The sequence below is a fragment of the Mycobacterium sp. THU-M104 genome (assembly GCF_049197365.1).
In the GTDB taxonomy this organism is placed as follows: Bacteria; Actinomycetota; Actinomycetes; order Mycobacteriales; family Mycobacteriaceae; genus Mycobacterium.
On record NZ_JBMIOP010000048.1, the window covers coordinates 32,846 to 48,296 of the forward strand.

Annotated in this window: 14 protein-coding genes and 2 tRNA genes; 10 read left to right on the plus strand and 6 right to left on the minus strand. The window is 68.3% G+C overall.

Annotated features, from left to right (window positions below; all coding sequences use genetic code 11):
- Positions 1–239: 239 nt before the first annotated feature.
- From ACOJVU_RS05210 to pknB, 7 genes are all read left to right on the plus strand, one after another.
- Positions 240–1,865, plus strand: coding sequence for an FhaA domain-containing protein (locus tag ACOJVU_RS05210; RefSeq protein WP_421528811.1), 1,626 nt, complete (start codon positions 240–242; stop codon positions 1,863–1,865).
- A 125-nt stretch (positions 1,866–1,990) separates the two neighbouring features.
- Entirely contained in the window at positions 1,991–2,458 is a 468-nt protein-coding gene (locus ACOJVU_RS05215) for an FHA domain-containing protein FhaB/FipA (protein WP_421528812.1), read from the plus strand.
- Positions 2,455–3,963, plus strand: a complete 1,509-nt coding sequence (locus ACOJVU_RS05220; protein WP_421528813.1) for a PP2C family protein-serine/threonine phosphatase — start codon at positions 2,455–2,457, stop codon at positions 3,961–3,963. The genes ACOJVU_RS05215 and ACOJVU_RS05220 overlap by 4 nt, the downstream gene beginning before the upstream one ends.
- Positions 3,960–5,369, plus strand: coding sequence for an FtsW/RodA/SpoVE family cell cycle protein (locus ACOJVU_RS05225; RefSeq protein ID WP_421528814.1), 1,410 nt, complete (start codon positions 3,960–3,962; stop codon positions 5,367–5,369). The genes ACOJVU_RS05220 and ACOJVU_RS05225 overlap by 4 nt, the downstream gene beginning before the upstream one ends.
- A complete protein-coding gene (pbpA, locus tag ACOJVU_RS05230) occupies positions 5,366–6,844 on the plus strand; it encodes a D,D-transpeptidase PbpA (RefSeq protein ID WP_421528815.1) in 1,479 nt (492 codons plus the stop codon). The genes ACOJVU_RS05225 and pbpA overlap by 4 nt, the downstream gene beginning before the upstream one ends.
- Entirely contained in the window at positions 6,841–8,133 is a 1,293-nt protein-coding gene (locus ACOJVU_RS05235) for a serine/threonine-protein kinase (protein WP_421528816.1), read from the plus strand. Before pbpA ends, ACOJVU_RS05235 begins: the two co-directional genes overlap by 4 nt.
- Positions 8,130–10,022, plus strand: a complete 1,893-nt coding sequence (gene pknB, locus ACOJVU_RS05240) for a Stk1 family PASTA domain-containing Ser/Thr kinase (protein ID WP_421528817.1) — start codon at positions 8,130–8,132, stop codon at positions 10,020–10,022. Before ACOJVU_RS05235 ends, pknB begins: the two co-directional genes overlap by 4 nt.
- Here pknB and ACOJVU_RS05245 read toward each other — a convergent pair.
- Together ACOJVU_RS05245 and ACOJVU_RS05250 are read right to left on the minus strand one after the other, a co-directional pair.
- Positions 10,000–10,683: an aminodeoxychorismate/anthranilate synthase component II gene (locus tag ACOJVU_RS05245; RefSeq protein ID WP_421528818.1), complete on the minus strand. Its 684-nt coding sequence runs from the start codon at positions 10,681–10,683 to the stop codon at positions 10,000–10,002. The two genes, pknB and ACOJVU_RS05245, sit on opposite strands and share 23 nt — an antisense overlap.
- Positions 10,684–10,692: 9 nt before the next feature.
- Entirely contained in the window at positions 10,693–11,457 is a 765-nt protein-coding gene (locus tag ACOJVU_RS05250) for a DUF881 domain-containing protein (protein ID WP_421528819.1), read from the minus strand.
- Positions 11,458–11,595: 138 nt separating this feature from the next.
- On the opposite strand from ACOJVU_RS05250, the gene crgA reads away from it, so the two are divergent.
- Both crgA and ACOJVU_RS05260 read left to right on the plus strand, forming a co-directional pair.
- A complete protein-coding gene (gene crgA / locus ACOJVU_RS05255) occupies positions 11,596–11,877 on the plus strand; it encodes a cell division protein CrgA (protein ID WP_421528820.1) in 282 nt (93 codons plus the stop codon).
- A gap of 155 nt (positions 11,878–12,032) precedes the next feature.
- Complete coding sequence (locus ACOJVU_RS05260; RefSeq protein ID WP_421528821.1) at positions 12,033–12,458, plus strand: PH domain-containing protein; 426 nt, start codon at positions 12,033–12,035, stop codon at positions 12,456–12,458.
- 105 nt (positions 12,459–12,563) lie between these two features.
- Here ACOJVU_RS05260 and ACOJVU_RS05265 read toward each other — a convergent pair whose 3' ends face one another.
- On the minus strand, positions 12,564–13,112 hold the full coding sequence (locus tag ACOJVU_RS05265; protein ID WP_421528822.1) for a peptidylprolyl isomerase: 549 nt from the start codon (positions 13,110–13,112) through the stop codon (positions 12,564–12,566).
- Between the two features lie 205 nt (positions 13,113–13,317).
- On the opposite strand from ACOJVU_RS05265, the gene cwsA reads away from it, so the two are divergent.
- The gene (gene cwsA, locus ACOJVU_RS05270) at positions 13,318–13,755 is read left to right on the plus strand and encodes a cell wall synthesis protein CwsA (RefSeq protein ID WP_421528823.1); all 438 of its coding nucleotides are present in this window, start codon (positions 13,318–13,320) and stop codon (positions 13,753–13,755) included.
- A gap of 293 nt (positions 13,756–14,048) precedes the next feature.
- Here cwsA and ACOJVU_RS05275 read toward each other — a convergent pair.
- The 3 genes from ACOJVU_RS05275 to ACOJVU_RS05285 form a co-directional block, all read right to left on the minus strand.
- Positions 14,049–14,121 (minus strand) — tRNA-Ala (locus ACOJVU_RS05275).
- 145 nt (positions 14,122–14,266) lie between these two features.
- Positions 14,267–14,340, minus strand: a tRNA-Ile gene (locus tag ACOJVU_RS05280).
- Positions 14,341–14,412: 72 nt separating this feature from the next.
- A complete protein-coding gene (locus ACOJVU_RS05285; RefSeq protein WP_421528824.1) occupies positions 14,413–15,300 on the minus strand; it encodes a DUF3566 domain-containing protein in 888 nt (295 codons plus the stop codon).
- Positions 15,301–15,451 lie beyond the last annotated feature (151 nt).

Consider the following 15,451-nt stretch of genomic DNA (forward strand, 5'->3'; position numbering starts at 1 on the left):
GATGGAACATACCATTCTGATGGCCGGCGACCCAACTGGCTTCCCGTAGCCGGGCCACGCCGCGGGCACGCCAGCCTCCTGCAACCGCATTGAACTGCGCGGATGCAATTTTCTCAGAGTTTCCGAGGTGCCACATCGTCGTGCTTTGCCGATACCATGCTGGGATGACCCGACATGCGGGTGAGTCGTTTGCCGTGCACCGGCCGAGCGTCCGGATCCGTGCGGGTGAGTGCTGAGGCATGAGTAATCACCGGGGCCTGGTACAGCGGATTGAGCGCAGGCTCGAGGCAACAGTCGGTGACACGTTCGCCCGATTATTCGGCGGATCGATCGTTCCGCAAGAGGTGGAAGCCCTGCTGCGCCGCGAGGCCGACGGCGGCGTCCGGCCGGTGCCGGGGAATCGCTTTTTGGTGCCCAACGAGTACATCATTACCCTCGGTGTGCACGACTTCGAGAAAGTGCGGGCCGATCCGGGCCTCACGTCGAGCGCTTTCGAGCGGTACTTGGCCGACTATATCGATGAACAGGGGTGGCAAACGTATGGTCAGGTGGTTGTCCGGTTCGAGCAGACACCGAACTTGCACACTGGCCAGTTCCGCGCACGCGGTGCTGTCAATCCCGATGCCAAGCCCCGACCGACGGTCGACGATCCGCTCCGGCCACAATCGAATCACGCGTTCGGCGCAGAACGAGGAGTAGTAGCAATGACTGACAATTCGAGCTACCGCGGGGATCAGGGGCAGGGGCGGCCCGGCGACGAGTACTACGACGACCGTTATGGCCGTCCGCAAGACGATTCGCAGGGTGCCCCCGAACGGCCCGCTGGGCCGGACCCTCGAGCTGGGCACCGGCCGGACCAGGGCGGCTACCCGCCGCCCGCCGGGTACTCACCGCCCCGCCCGCCGGACCAGGGCGGTTATCCAGACCCTCAGCGCGGCGGGTACCCGGAACAGGGCGGCTACCCGGACCCGCGCGGCTATCAGGAACAGCGCGGTTACCAAGATCACGGCGGTTATCCGCAGTCCTACGAACAGCGTCCTCCCGGCTACGGCGGCCCGAGCTATGACCAGGGTTTTCGCCAGGGCGGCTACGGCCCTCACGACGGCGGCCCTCACGACGGCGGCCCTCCCGGCGGCAACCCTCCCGGCGGCAACCCTCCCGGCGGCGTTCAACAGGGCTATGGCCGCGGCTACGGCGATTACGGTCGCGGCCCAGGCCGCCCCGACGAGGGCGGCGGCTTCGCGGCCCAGCAGGGTCCTCAGCAACAACGCCCGGCCTATTCCGACCAGGGCGGCTACGACCAGGGTTATCAGCAGGGCGGGCAGGGATACAACCGCCCGGACTACGGCCAAGGCGACCCGGCGCAGTACGCCGAAGGCGTCCCCGGCGGGGGATACGCCCCGCAAGCCCCCCAGGGCGCCGGGTATTCCGAGACCTCGAACCGCGACTACGACCAACAACCCGACTACAACCAGCAGCCGGACTACGGCCAGGACGTCGAATACGGCCAATACGGTGATTATGCCCAGCAGCCGGGCGGATACGACGGCTACGGCCAGGCCGGCTATGGCGCCCCCGGGACCGTCGTGATCCTGCAGCTCGACGACGGCAGTGGCCGGACCTACCAGCTGCGCGAAGGCTCCAACATCGTGGGTCGCGGACAGGACGCCCAGTTCCGCCTGCCGGACACCGGCGTGTCGCGGCGTCACCTGGAGATTCGCTGGGACAGGCAGGTCGCGTTGCTCTCCGACCTCAATTCCACCAACGGCACCACCGTGAACAACGCGCCGGTGCAGGAGTGGCAGCTGGCAGACGGCGATGTGATCCGGCTCGGTCACTCGGAGATCATCGTTCGCATCCACTGACGCCACCGGGCTCGCCACCGCCACGCTTCGACCCGCCACGACCACCGCCCAAGTATCGTGACGGTGCTGATGTGCTCGGTGTCACGGGTGATCCGAGTGCCAAGCGAGGACGGAAAGGACGCCAGATGCAGGGACTAGTGCTGCAGCTGACGCGTGCCGGGTTTTTGACGTTGTTGTGGGTATTCATCTGGTCGGTCCTGCGGATACTGCGGACCGATATCTATGCCCCGACCGGTGCTGTCATGGTACGGCGCGGCTTGGTGCTGCGCGGCACGCTGCTGCCGTCGCGTCGACGCCGGGACTCCGCCCGCTATCTGGTGGTGACCGAAGGCGCCCTGGCGGGGGCGCGGATAACGCTCAGCGGCCAGCCGGTGTTGGTCGGACGCGCGGACGACTCGACCCTGGTGCTGACCGACGACTACGCTTCGACACGCCATGCCAGGCTCTCCCAGCGCGGCACCGAGTGGTACGTCGAGGATCTAGGATCGACCAACGGCACTTACCTTGACAGGGCGAAGGTGACGACTGCGGTACGAGTACCCCTTGGGACACCGATCCGGATCGGCAAAACGGCGATCGAGCTGCGCCCGTGACGCTGGTTCTGCGATACGCCGCCCACAGTGATCGCGGCCTGGTACGCGCGAACAACGAAGACTCCGTCTACGCCGGCGCGCGGCTCCTGGCACTGGCCGACGGGATGGGCGGCCATGCCGCCGGCGAGGTCGCTTCCCAGTTGGTGATCGCGGCCCTGGCCCATCTCGACGACGACGAACCCGGTGGCGATCTGCTCGCCAAACTCGACGTTGCGGTGCGCGCCGGCAACGCTGCCATCGCAGCGCAGGTCGAGATGGAGCCCGAGCTCGAGGGCATGGGCACCACACTGACCGCAATCCTGTTCGCGGGCAACCGCATCGGGTTGGTGCATGTCGGCGACTCCCGCGGCTACCTGTTGCGCGACGGCGAGCTGACCCAGATCACCAAGGACGACACCTTCGTCCAAACCCTGGTCGACGAGGGACGCATCACCCGCGAGGAAGCACACAGCCACCCGCAACGGTCGTTGATCATGCGGGCGCTGACCGGGCACGAGGTCGAGCCGACCCTGACCATGCGCGAAGCGCGCGCCGGCGATCGCTACCTGCTCTGCTCGGACGGGTTGTCCGACCCGGTCAGCGACGAGACCATCCGGGAAGCGCTGCAGATCCCCGATGTCGCCGAGGCCGCCTACCGCCTCATCGAATTGGCCCTGCGCGGCGGCGGCCCCGACAACGTCACCGTCGTCGTCGCCGACGTCGTCGACTACGACTACGGCCAGACCCAGCCGATCCTCGCCGGCGCGGTATCCGGCCAAGACGATCAACTGACGCTGCCCAACACCTCCGCCGGTCGCGCCTCCGCCATCGGACCACGCAAAGGAGCCGCCAACCGTGTTGCGCCGCAAGCCGAAGCCCCGACTCGAGCGCGCTGGTCGGGGCGACGGACGGCGGTCGTCGTCACGCTGGTGGTGCTCGTGGCGCTCGCGGGCGTGGCAGTCGGCCGGGCAATCATTCGCAGCAACTACTACGTCGCCGACTACAACGGTCTGGTGTCGATCGTGCGCGGCATCCAGGGCTCCTTGTTGGGCATCTCGCTGCACGAGCCCTACCTGATCGGGTGCCTCGACGCCCGCAACGAACTTTCGCTCGTGAGCTTCAGCCAGAGCCGTGGCACCCTCGACTGCCACCTGATGCGGCCGCAGGATCTGCGCCCGCCCGAACGCGCCCAGGTCCAGGCCGGGCTGCCCTCCGGCACGCTCGACGACGCCATCTCACAACTGCGCGAATTGTCTTCGAACTCGCTGCTGCCACCGTGTCCGCCGCCCCGCGCCACCTCTCCGCCGGCCCTGGCAACCACCAGTGGGACGACCGCGCCCCCTCCTTCGTCGACCACCACCTCGCCGCTGACCACGAGTCCCACCCGGAATCCCGCGAGCACCCCCTCCGGCGCCCTGCCGGCGTCTCCCGAGACCACCTCGTCCACGCCACTGCCGGCGCAAACCGTGACGACCCTCCCACCCCCTCCACTTCAGCCGGGCATCGACTGCCGGACGGTGGCATGACCACCCAGATCCAGCCGCCAGTCGCGGTCACGCCTCCGCTACCGACGCGGCGCAATGCCGAGCTGCTACTCCTGGCCTTCGCCTCGCTGATCACCGTCGCCGCCCTGCTCATCGTGCAGGCCGACCAGGAACGCTCCGTGCGGTGGGATTTCGTCGGCTACGGCCTGGTCTTTTTGGCCGTGTTCGGGAGCGCGCACCTGGCCATTCGGCGGTTCGCCCCCTACACCGACCCGCTGCTGCTGCCGATCGTCGCGCTGCTCAACGGGCTCGGCCTGGTGATGATCCACCGCCTCGACCTCGCCGACAACGAACTCAGCGGCCGCCACATCCCCAGTGCGGCCCAGCAGATGCTGTGGAGCCTCGTCGGGGTGGCCACGTTCGCGCTGGTCGTCACCTTCCTCAAGGATCATCGCCAACTCGCGCGCTACGGCTACATCTGCGGGGCGGCAGGCCTGGCCTTCCTGGCGGTGCCCGCCCTGCTGCCGGCCTCGTTGTCCGAACAGAACGGCGCCAAGATCTGGATTCGCCTTCCGGGGTTCTCGATCCAGCCGGCCGAGTTCTCCAAGATCCTGCTGCTGATCTTCTTCTCGGCGGTGCTGATCGCCAAACGAGACCTTTTCACCAGCGTCGGCAAGCACGTCATGGGGCTGACCCTGCCACGCCCGCGCGACCTCGCACCACTGCTGACGGCCTGGGTGATCTCCGTCGGTGTGATGGTCTTCGAGAAGGACCTGGGAACTTCGCTGCTGCTCTATACCTCGTTTCTCGTCGTGGTGTACCTGGCCACACAGCGCCTCGGCTGGGTCGGCGTCGGCCTGGTGCTGTTCCTCGCCGGCGGGGTCGCGGCATACTTCGTTTTCGGGCACGTGCGGGTCCGCGTGCAGACGTGGTGGGACCCTTTCGCCGACCCCGAGGGCAGCGGCTACCAGATGGTGCAGTCGCTGTTCAGCTTCGCCACCGGCGGCATCTTCGGAACCGGCCTGGGCAACGGTCAGCCCGGCGCCGTTCCCGCGGCGGCGACCGACTTCATCATCGCCGCCTTCGGTGAAGAGCTCGGACTGGTCGGGCTGGCGAGCATCCTGCTGCTGTACACCATCGTCATCGTCCGCGGCTTGCGCACCGCTATCGCCACCCGCGACAGCTTCGGCAAGCTGCTGGCCGCCGGCCTGGCATCGGCGCTGGCGATCCAGCTGTTCATCGTCGTCGGCGGTGTGACGCAGCTGATCCCGCTCACCGGCCTGACCACACCGTGGATGTCCTACGGAGGGTCGTCACTGCTGGCCAACTACGTGCTGCTGGCGATCCTGGCGCGAATCTCGCACAGCGCCCGGCGTCCGCCGGGCACCAGCGAGCGCACCACGTCATCGATCGCGTCGGCCGGCACTGAGGTGATACAGCGGGTATGAACGCCTCCCTCCGCCGCATCTCGGTCACCGTGATGGCGTTGATGGTGCTGCTGTTGCTCAACGCCACGATGACGCAGGTCTTCGCCGCCGACGGGCTACGGGCCGATCCCCGCAACCAGCGGATCCTGCTGGACGAGTATTCGCGTCAACGCGGCCAGATCGTCGCCGGAAGCCAGCTGCTGGCCTATTCGGTGGCCACCGACAGCCGATACCGGTTCCTGCGGGTCTACCCGAACCCCGACGTATACGCGCCGGTCACCGGCTTCTATTCGCTGCGCTATTCGAGCTCGGGCCTGGAACGTGCCGAGGACCCGGTGTTGAACGGCTCGGACGCGCGGCTCTTCGGGCGGCGGCTCGCCGACTTCTTCACCGGCCGCGATCCGCGCGGGGGCAACGTCGACACCACGATCAATCCGCGCGTCCAGCAGGCCGGCTGGGACGCGATGCAGCAGGGCTGCGGGGGGGCGCCGTGCAAGGGCGCCGTCGTCGCCCTCGAGCCGTCCACCGGCAAAATTCTGGCCATGGTGTCGTCTCCGTCCTACGACCCCAACCTGTTGTCCTCGCACGACCCCCAACTGCAGGCGCAGGCCTGGCAACGACTGCGTGACAACCCGGGCAATCCGCTCATCAACCGCGCCATCTCCGAAACCTACCCACCCGGTTCGACGTTCAAGGTGATCACCACCGCGGCGGCGCTGCAGGGTGGCACCGCGGTGACCGAGGAGTTGACCGCGGCGGCCTCGATCCCCTTGCCCGACAGCAGCGCCACGCTGGAGAACTACGGCGGGGCGCCGTGCGGGCCCGAACCGACGGTGTCGCTGGCCGAGGCGTTCGCCAAGTCCTGTAACACCGCATTCGTCCAGCTGGGGCTCTTGACCGGGGCGGAGTCGCTGCGCGCCATGGCGCATGCGTTCGGGCTGGACAGCGCACCGAGCGTCATCCCGCTGCAGGTCGCCGAATCCACCGTCGGGGTGATCCCCGACGCCGCTGCCCTGGGGATGTCGAGCATCGGGCAGAAAGACGTCGCGGTGACGCCGTTGCAAAATGCCCAGATTGCGGCGACGATCGCCAACGGCGGGGTGACCATGCAGCCCTACCTGGTCGAAAGCCTCAGGGGCCCGGACCTGTCCAACATCAGCACCGCGGTGCCCTACGCACAGCGCCGAGCGGTGTCACCGCAGGTCGCGACTAAGCTGACAGAGCTGATGGTCAGTGCCGAGAAGGTCGCGCAGCAGAAAGGGGCCATTCCCGGCGTGCAGATCGCATCGAAAACCGGTACCGCAGAACATGGCACCGATCCGCGACACACCCCGCCCCACGCGTGGTACATCGCGTTTGCGCCCGCGCAAGCGCCGAAGGTGGCCGTGGCGGTGGTGGTGGAGAACGGCGGTGATCGCCTGGCCGCGACCGGGGGTGCACTCGCCGGGCCGATCGGACGGGCCGTGATCGAGGCCGCGCTGCAGGGGGGACCATGAGCCCGCGAGTAGGTGTGACGCTGTCCGGCCGGTACCGCCTACAGCGCCTCATCGCGACCGGCGGCATGGGCCAGGTCTGGGAGGCCGTCGACAGCAGGCTGGGCCGGCGCGTCGCGGTCAAGGTGCTCAAACAGGAGTTCTCGCAGGATCCCGAGTTCATCGAGCGTTTCCGCGCCGAAGCGCGCACCACCGCGATGCTCAACCACCCGGGGATCGCGGGCGTGCACGACTACGGCGAAAGCCAACTGGACGGGGAGGGGCGCACCGCCTACCTCGTCATGGAACTGGTCAACGGCGAGCCGCTGAACTCGGTGCTCAAGCGCATCGGCCGACTGTCGCTGCGGCATGCGCTGGACCTGCTGGAGCAGACCGGCCGGGCCCTGCAGGTCGCCCACGCCGCCGGACTGGTGCACCGCGACGTCAAACCCGGGAACATCCTGATCACGCCCACCGGTCAGGTCAAGATCACCGACTTCGGTATTGCCAAAGCCGTCGACGCCGCACCGGTGACCCAGACCGGGATGGTGATGGGTACCGCGCAGTACATCGCGCCCGAACAGGCGCTGGGCCACGACGCGACCCCGGCCAGCGACGTCTATTCCCTCGGTGTGGTCGGCTACGAAGTCGTCTCGGGTAAGCGGCCGTTCACCGGCGACGGCGCGCTCTCGGTGGCGATGAAGCACATCAAGGAGCCCCCGCCGCCGCTGCCTGCCGAGTTGCCGCCCAACGTCCGCGAACTGATCGAGATCACTTTGGTCAAGAACCCCGGGATGCGTTATCGCAGCGGGGGGCCGTTCGCCGACGCGGTCGCCGCGGTCCGGGCGGGCCGACGCCCGCCGAGGCCCAGCCAGTCACCGCCGCCGGGGCGCGCCTCGCCGGCGGCCATCCCGTCGACCGCGGCGCCGACGAGGGTCGCGGGTGCCTCAAGCGGACGCAGTCCGGCGGCGCGGCGGTCCCGGCCGACCACCGGCGGGCATCGGCCGCCCCCGGCGCGACGCACGTTCTCCTCGGGCCAGCGCGCGTTGCTGTGGGCCGCGGGCGTGCTGGGGGCATTGGCGATCATCATCGCGGTGCTGATCGTCATCAACTCCCGCGCGTACACCGATCAGCAGCCGACGCCACCGCCGACGGTCACCGACACCGGCGCCCCGCCCTCGTCGGGATCCTCGGGACCGCCGCCGCCGAGCCAGACCCCCAGCGGCCTTGCGCCCCCGCGGTTCACGTTTCCGGCAAAGCCGCTGTCGTCGACCCCCGTCGCGGTGCCGGCCGCACACGAGACACCGCGATGACGACCCCGGAGCATCTGTCGGACCGCTATGAGCTGGGTGAGATCCTCGGCTTCGGAGGCATGTCGGAAGTTCACCTGGCACGCGACATCAGATTGCACCGCGACGTCGCCGTCAAGGTGCTGCGCGCCGATCTGGCCCGTGATCCCAGCTTCTACCTGCGCTTCCGGCGGGAAGCGCAGAATGCCGCGGCGCTGAACCACCCCTCCATCGTCGCGGTGTACGACACCGGCGAAGCGGAGACCGCTGCCGGCCCGCTGCCCTACATCGTCATGGAGTACGTCGACGGCGTCACCCTGCGCGACATCGTCCACACCGACGGACCGCTGCCCCCGCGCCGCGCCATCGAGATCATCGCCGACGCCTGCCAGGCATTGAACTTCAGCCACCAGAACGGCATCATCCACCGCGACGTCAAGCCGGCGAACATCATGATCAGCACCACAAACGCCGTCAAGGTGATGGACTTCGGCATCGCGCGGGCAATCGCCGACAGCGGCAACAGCGTCACCCAGACCGCGGCCGTGATCGGGACCGCCCAATATCTCTCGCCCGAGCAGGCCCGCGGCGATTCCGTCGACGCGCGATCCGATGTCTATTCGCTCGGCTGCGTCCTGTACGAGATCCTCACCGGTGAGCCGCCGTTCACCGGCGACTCACCGGTCGCGGTGGCCTATCAACATGTGCGGGAAGACCCGATCCCTCCGTCGCATCGGCATCCGGGGATCTCCGCCGAGCTCGACGCCGTCGTCCTCAAGGCACTGGCCAAGAACCCGGAGAACCGCTACCAGACCGCGGCGGAGATGCGCGCCGACCTGGTTCGGGTGCACAACGGTGAGCCACCTGAAGCGCCCAAAGTCCTCACCGACGCCGAGCGCACGTCGCTGACGTCCGCCGGCGGACACGGGGGATACGGCGGGCAGCCCCGCTCCGGCGCCTTGCCGCGCCGGCCGCTCGGCGGCAGCGGCACCGAGGGCGATCGGCCGGACGGTCCGGTCGCCCGATGGGTCGTCGCGGTTGCCGTGCTCGCAGTGCTGACGATCGTCGTCGTCATCGCCTTCAACACGTTCGGTGGCGGCACCCGCGACGTCCAGGTACCTGACGTGCGGGGACAGATCTCCGCGGACGCCATCGCGGTGCTGCAGAACCGCGGGTTCAAGACGCGCACCCAGCAGAAGCCTGATTCGACGGTCCCACCCGACCACGTCATCAACACCGACCCTGACGCCAACGCGTCGGTCAGTGCGGGCGACGAGGTCACCATCAACGTTTCCACCGGGCCGGAGCAGCGCGAGGTGCCCGACGTCTCCTCGTTGACCTACGGCGAGGCGGTCAAGAAGCTCAAAGCCGCCGGATTCACCAAGTTCAAGCAGGCGAATTCACCGTCGATCCCGGACCTGACGGGCAAGGTCATCGGGACCAATCCGCCGGCCAACCAGACCTCGGCGATCACCAACGTCGTCACCGTCATCGTCGGCTCCGGCCCGGAAACGAAGCAGGTTCCCGACGTGGCAGGCCAGACTGTCGACGTCGCGCAGAAAAACCTCAACGTATACGGGTTCGCCAAGTTCAGTCAGGTCGAGGTGGACAGTCCCCGGCCGGCCGGGGAGGTGGTCGGCACCAATCCGCCCAAAGACACCGCGGTCCCGGTCGACTCGGTCATCGAACTGCAGGTGTCCAAGGGCAACCAGTTCGTGATGCCAGACGTCACCAACATGTTCTGGACCGACGCCGAACCACGGTTACGTGCGCTGGGCTGGACCGGGGTGCTGGACAAGGGCCCCGATGTCGACGCCGGCGGTTCCATGCACAACAAGGTGGTGTATCAGAACCCGCCTCCCGGGGCCGGGGTCAACCGGGACGGCATCATCACGCTGAAGTTCGGCCAGTAGCCACAGTGTCCGGGAGGTGCGGTCGCACCGCGGTGCGGACCTCGTTTTCCAGCCGACGGACCAGCGTGTCGTCACGGGCCCATCCGCAGTAGGTGAGCCAGTTTCCGAGCATTCGGTGCCCGCCCTCGGTCAGGATCGACTCCGGATGGAACTGGACGCCGTGGATTGGCAGCTCGGTGTGGCGCACTCCCATGATCACACCGCTTCCGGTGCGCGCCGTTACCTGCAGCACCCCCGGCACCGAATCCGGGAGGATCGTCAGCGAATGGTATCGGGTGGCCGTGAAGGGATCCGGAAGGCCTTGGAGCACACCGACATTGGTGTGGAAGACGCTGCTGGTCTTGCCGTGCAGCAACTCGGGAGCGCGGTCCACCCGGGCGCCGAATGCGACACCGATGGCCTGGTGGCCCAGGCACACCCCCAGCAGTGGCGTGCCCGCCGCCGCGCAGGCCCGCACCAGGCCTATCGAGGCGCCCGCACGTTCCGGCGTGCCCGGACCCGGGCTGAGCAGCACGCCGGCGAACTGTGCGGTGACGGCACGCTCGTCGGAGAGGCGGGCATCGTCGTTGCGCCACACCTCAGCCTGGACGCCGAGTTGCCCCAGATACTGCACGAGATTGAACACGAAGCTGTCGTAATTGTCGACAACCAGGATCCGCATCGTGTCAGGCTACCGCCCGCGGCGACCCGGGGCGGAAGCCTGCGGCGACACGGGCTGCGCGAAGTGCATCCGAATCAGCCCGGCATGGCCGGCGATGTGCACGTCGGATTCGACCTGTTCGTGGTAGCCCAGGCCGAACCGGACCACGTACTGCTTGTAGAGGATCACCAAGGGGGCGGAGGCCAGGGCGGCTTGCATGGCGGTGGGATCGCCGATCGCGGTGACGGTGTAAGGCGGGCTGTAGGTGCGCCCGTTGAGCAGCAGGGTGTTGCCGACGCAGCGCGGCACCGAGGTCGCGATGATCCGCTGGTCCTGCATCTGGATCGCCTCGGCGCCGGCGCTCCACAACGCGTTGAGGACGGCCTCGATGTCCTGCTGGTGCACCACCAAATCGTCGGGGGAGGCGTCGCGCGGGAAGCGGCCGTTGGCGTCACGCTGGGCGTCGTCGAGAGTCACCACGAGCCCCGGACCATCGACGGGATCCATGCCGGCCTCACCGGCCAGCCGGGCGGACCGGTGGAGGAGGTCCGCCAACGCCGCATCCGAAGACCGGCCGCGGGCCGTGTCCACCGCGTTCGCAAGCTCGTCCCGCCGGGCGTTGACGGAGTTGACCGAGGCCTGGGCCTCGCGAACGAGGTCGACCAGGCGCGGCGCGTCGCTGCGGCGGATCTCTGCACCGCCGGACACGCCATGGGTTGCCGCCAGGAGCACGCCGGCCGACAGGCAGACCAGCGGAACGCCGAACCGCCAGGGCGAGCGGCGCGTGTCGCTCATCGCTTCTCCATTTCCCGGTCAGCCTGCCAGGTGAGTTAGGCTCATAGCCAGGCTGGGCGTGCAACCACCCCCGTCATCGTTGCACCCCGTTGCGATTACCGTGTAGTCCAGGTAACCCCACATATCCGCGAGGTACCCATGCCCAAGTCCAAGGTCCGCAAGAAGAACGACTTCACCGTCGGTGCCGTCAGTCGCACACCGGTGAAGGTGAAAGTCGGGCCGTCGAGTGTGTGGTTCGTCGCGCTGTTCGTCAGCCTCATGCTGATAGGGCTCGTCTGGTTGATGGTTTTTCAGCTGGCCGCAGTCGGCAGCCAGGCCCCGACGGCGCTCAACTGGATGGCCCAATTGGGTCCCTGGAACTACGCCATCGCGTTCGCTTTCATGATCACCGGTCTGTTGCTCACGATGCGCTGGCACTGAGCGGAATGCCCCCGACCATGACGGCATATCGGGGTCGGTCTGGCGCCGCGTCAGCAGCGTTACGAGCAAACAATGACAAGCATGTGATTTATCCCCACTGTTGATAGCGCTTGTGGATAACTGCATCGGCAGTGTTGAGAGGGGCTGAGAACGGCATGCAGCAAACACGGTGGGCGCCGCGTACGGCAGGAATCGCTGCTTGTGGCCTCGCCGGCGTGATGATGGCAATCGCCAGTGTGACTGTGGTCACAGATGCGCCGGGGCATGCTCTGACGTGGCTTGCTGCGGTGGGCCTGCTGCTGTTTGCCGCGTTGACGTGGCGCGCACGCCCGAAGCTGGCAATCACCCCCGACGGCCTGGCGCTGCGGGGCTGGTTCCGGACACAGGTATTGCCGCCGTCCGCGATCGAGGTCATCCGGATCACCGAGTTCCGCCGCTACGCGCGCACGGTCCGGATGCTCGAGATCGAGACGGTCGGCGGCGGCATGGTGTTCCTCTCCCGGTGGGACCTCGGCACCAACCCCCTTGACGTGTTCGACGCGCTGACGGCGGCCGGTTACGCGGGCCGCGGGCGGCGCTGACCAACGTAGCGCCGCCGAACGTTAAACCACCGCGATAAATCGCTCGATTTTTCGCAACACGTTCACGCTCGGCGCGACGCACGCCGTCCGGCGGGCCGGGTCGAGCTAGGCGATCGTGATCGACTCGATGACGACCGCCTCGGCGGGACGGTCGTTGCCGTCGGTGGCCGTCGTCGCGATCGCGTCCACAACGTGACGCGACCCGGGGTCGGTGACTTCGCCGAAGATCGTGTGCTTCCGGTTCAGGTGCGGCGTCTGGCCCACGGTGATGAAGAACTGCGAACCGTTGGTTGCCGGGCCCGCGTTGGCCATCGCCAGCAGGTAGGGCCGGTCGAACTGCAGCTCGGGATGGAACTCGTCGGCGAATTTGTAGCCCGGGCCGCCGCGGCCCGTGCCGGTCGGGTCACCGCCCTGGATCATGAACCCGCGGATCACCCGGTGGAACACCGCGCCGTCGTAGAACGGGCCCGAGGATCCTCCCGACGCGTTCTGTGCCGAGTACTCCTTGGTGCCCTGGGCCAGGCCGACGAAGTTGGCGACGGTCTTGGGTGCGTGGTTCCCGAACAGGGCGACCTTGATGTCGCCGCGGTTGGTGTGCAGCGTGGCAGTGGCAGTCTGAATGGGGCTGTTGGTCACGACTCGCAAGTCTGCCATCACCCGCGAGCCTGCCCGCAACCGGTGTCACACGGCCATCCCGCAGACCCGGGCCCCGCGACGCCGGGCCGCGTGCGAATTCGTTCCGGGGGTCCCGCCGACGCCCCTTTGGTGGCAGTCTGTGGAGGTCCCCGACGGCCTCTGGGCCGACTTACCCGGCAGGTTCCCTGACCGGCCTGGCACGACCGGCGCAGAAAGGCGGCAGATGAAAGCGAAGACGGAAGCCCGGCTGACCCCGCGGGAGCGGCTGACCCGGGGCCTGACCTACTCGTTGGCGGGGCCGGTGTACGTCACCCGAGGGGTGGCGGGACTCGGCGTAGACGCCGCGCACGCCTCCGCCGTCGGACTGCGCCGTCGTTACCGGGAGGGCCGGCTGACCCGGGATGTGGCGACCGCCCAGGAAGCGCTCGGCCAGGAACTGGCCGCCGCCCAGGAAGTCGCCGCCAACCTGCCCCAGGCGCTCCGCGACGCACGGCGGGCGCAGCGCCGCCGCAATAAACGGCCGTTGCTGATCGCGGGCGCCGCCGTGACCGTGCTGGCCGGCGGGGCGGTGCTATTCAGCGTCGTGCGGCGCTCGACGCGCGCGCGGCCCCAGGAACCGTCCCCACGCCCGCCCAGCGTCGACGTGCAGCCGCGTCCTTGACGGACGTCCTCACATCGCGTCCAGCCGCAGGCCTTTCCGGCGCCGGACCAGGATGGTCGGAAACCATTCCCTGATCTGCGTCGCCACGATCCACCGGGTTCGACGCACCAGCCGTGCGTAACGCGATCACGACTTCCAGGCGCGCCGGTGCGGCACCCACCCAGAAGTGGATACTCCGCCCCGACCGCCCTGTGTCCCGCGGCGCCGCTGCGGCCGGTACGGAAGTCGTTCGGCTCCTGAAAACGGGCCGGGTCGCGGTTGGCCACTCTCGCCATGCTTCGGTCTCAACGCCGTGGAGCCTAGGGGAATCGAACCCCTGACACCCGCCTTGCAAAGGCGGTGCTCTACCAACTGAGCTAAGGCCCCCGACCGTCACCGGGTTCGGGAGTATCGGCGACCGCCATGTGCCAGACTTCGACCCCACGTCGCGACCGCACCACCGCTGCCACTGCGGCGAGCAGGCCCAGTGGCAATGCCGGTCTCACGTAACGTCTCAACGGACCCATGGTTGTGGGCCTAGGAGGACTCGAACCTCCGACCTCTTCGTTATCAGCGAAGCGCTCTAACCGCCTGAGCTATAGGCCCGCACTCGCGTACGGCCGAGCGACGAGACTACCGCAATCGCCGCCCCACTCCCAAAAAACGCTGACATTCACGCTAGTCGCGGTCCGCCAGGGTCACCTCGATGCCCCCGATCAGATCCGTGGTCAGGTTGTAGACGAACGCCGCGATCGTCGCCATCGCGGTCAGCAGGACGATGTTGACCAGGCCGATCAGGGTGGCGCCGCCGAAGATGGCGCCGCTGGACACCAGCTCGCCGCTGCTGCCGCTGGTGTTGTTGAGCAGATCGCCGACGTTGCTGTTCAGCTTGGCCCACACCCCCATGCCGCCGAGCACGAGGTACAGGAACGCCACCGCGATCATCCAGACGAAGAACAGGGCCACCGACAACAGCAGCGACACCTTCAGCGTGCTCCACGGATCGATCCGGCGGATCTGCATGCTGGCCCGGACCGGCCCGCGGGCCCGCCGCGAGACCTGAACCCGTTCGTCACGCAAGTCGCGGCCCTCCGGGACCACCGGGCGACCCGAACCCGGGGCTTTCGGCCCCTCCGTGCCACGGTCGGGCGGTGCGGGCTTGCGCTGCGGGGACCGCGGCATCGGGCCCGACAGGTCGGGCAGCTCGCTGGCGTAGGCCTCGGCCGGCGAGGTCTCGCCGCGAGCCGACGCGGTGTCGACCTCCCGCGTGGGGTTCCTGATATGCCCGGCCGACCCCGCCCCGAGTGCGGTGCTGCCCGAGGCGACACGACTCAGCCGTGGGTCGGCCCCGGCCGGCGTGCGCGTGTCGCCGGGTGCTTCCGTCTGACGATACGGCGAAGGAGCGGCCCTGGAGGCGCCGCGCTGCCACGGCGGTGCTTCCGTGGCCTCCTGACTCCGGCCGCCCGAGGCGGGCGCCGCGCTGTGCGCACCGCTCCGCCCGGCCGAACCATCCCCATCAAGGCCGTCACCCTTGTTGGGGGCGCCCGGCTCGCTCGGTGAACTCACCCCGACTCCTCACGTTGCCTACCTGGCCCTAGCTCGGCCTACCCGGGCGGTGGTAGTCACATCGCATCCAGGCCACGCAGCGGCCCGCATCGTCACCGGGCCGAGCTTGATTGCCCGATTCCTCCTCGGGCCACGCAGCGGCCCGCATCGT

What these genes read in the sequence shown, in the direction of transcription:
- ACOJVU_RS05265 (WP_421528822.1), bottom strand. Translation starts at nt 13,112, where the DNA reads ATGGCAGACTTGCGAGTCGTGACCAACAGCCCCATTCAGACTGCCACT.
- ACOJVU_RS05225 (WP_421528814.1), top strand. Translation starts at nt 3,960, where the DNA reads ATGACCACCCAGATCCAGCCGCCAGTCGCGGTCACGCCTCCGCTACCG.
- cwsA (WP_421528823.1), top strand. Translation starts at nt 13,318, where the DNA reads ATGAAAGCGAAGACGGAAGCCCGGCTGACCCCGCGGGAGCGGCTGACC.
- ACOJVU_RS05210 (WP_421528811.1), top strand. Translation starts at nt 240, where the DNA reads ATGAGTAATCACCGGGGCCTGGTACAGCGGATTGAGCGCAGGCTCGAG.
- ACOJVU_RS05235 (WP_421528816.1), top strand. Translation starts at nt 6,841, where the DNA reads ATGAGCCCGCGAGTAGGTGTGACGCTGTCCGGCCGGTACCGCCTACAG.
- ACOJVU_RS05250 (WP_421528819.1), bottom strand. Translation starts at nt 11,457, where the DNA reads ATGAGCGACACGCGCCGCTCGCCCTGGCGGTTCGGCGTTCCGCTGGTC.
- ACOJVU_RS05215 (WP_421528812.1), top strand. Translation starts at nt 1,991, where the DNA reads ATGCAGGGACTAGTGCTGCAGCTGACGCGTGCCGGGTTTTTGACGTTG.
- pbpA (WP_421528815.1), top strand. Translation starts at nt 5,366, where the DNA reads ATGAACGCCTCCCTCCGCCGCATCTCGGTCACCGTGATGGCGTTGATG.
- crgA (WP_421528820.1), top strand. Translation starts at nt 11,596, where the DNA reads ATGCCCAAGTCCAAGGTCCGCAAGAAGAACGACTTCACCGTCGGTGCC.
- pknB (WP_421528817.1), top strand. Translation starts at nt 8,130, where the DNA reads ATGACGACCCCGGAGCATCTGTCGGACCGCTATGAGCTGGGTGAGATC.
- ACOJVU_RS05245 (WP_421528818.1), bottom strand. Translation starts at nt 10,683, where the DNA reads ATGCGGATCCTGGTTGTCGACAATTACGACAGCTTCGTGTTCAATCTC.
- ACOJVU_RS05260 (WP_421528821.1), top strand. Translation starts at nt 12,033, where the DNA reads ATGCAGCAAACACGGTGGGCGCCGCGTACGGCAGGAATCGCTGCTTGT.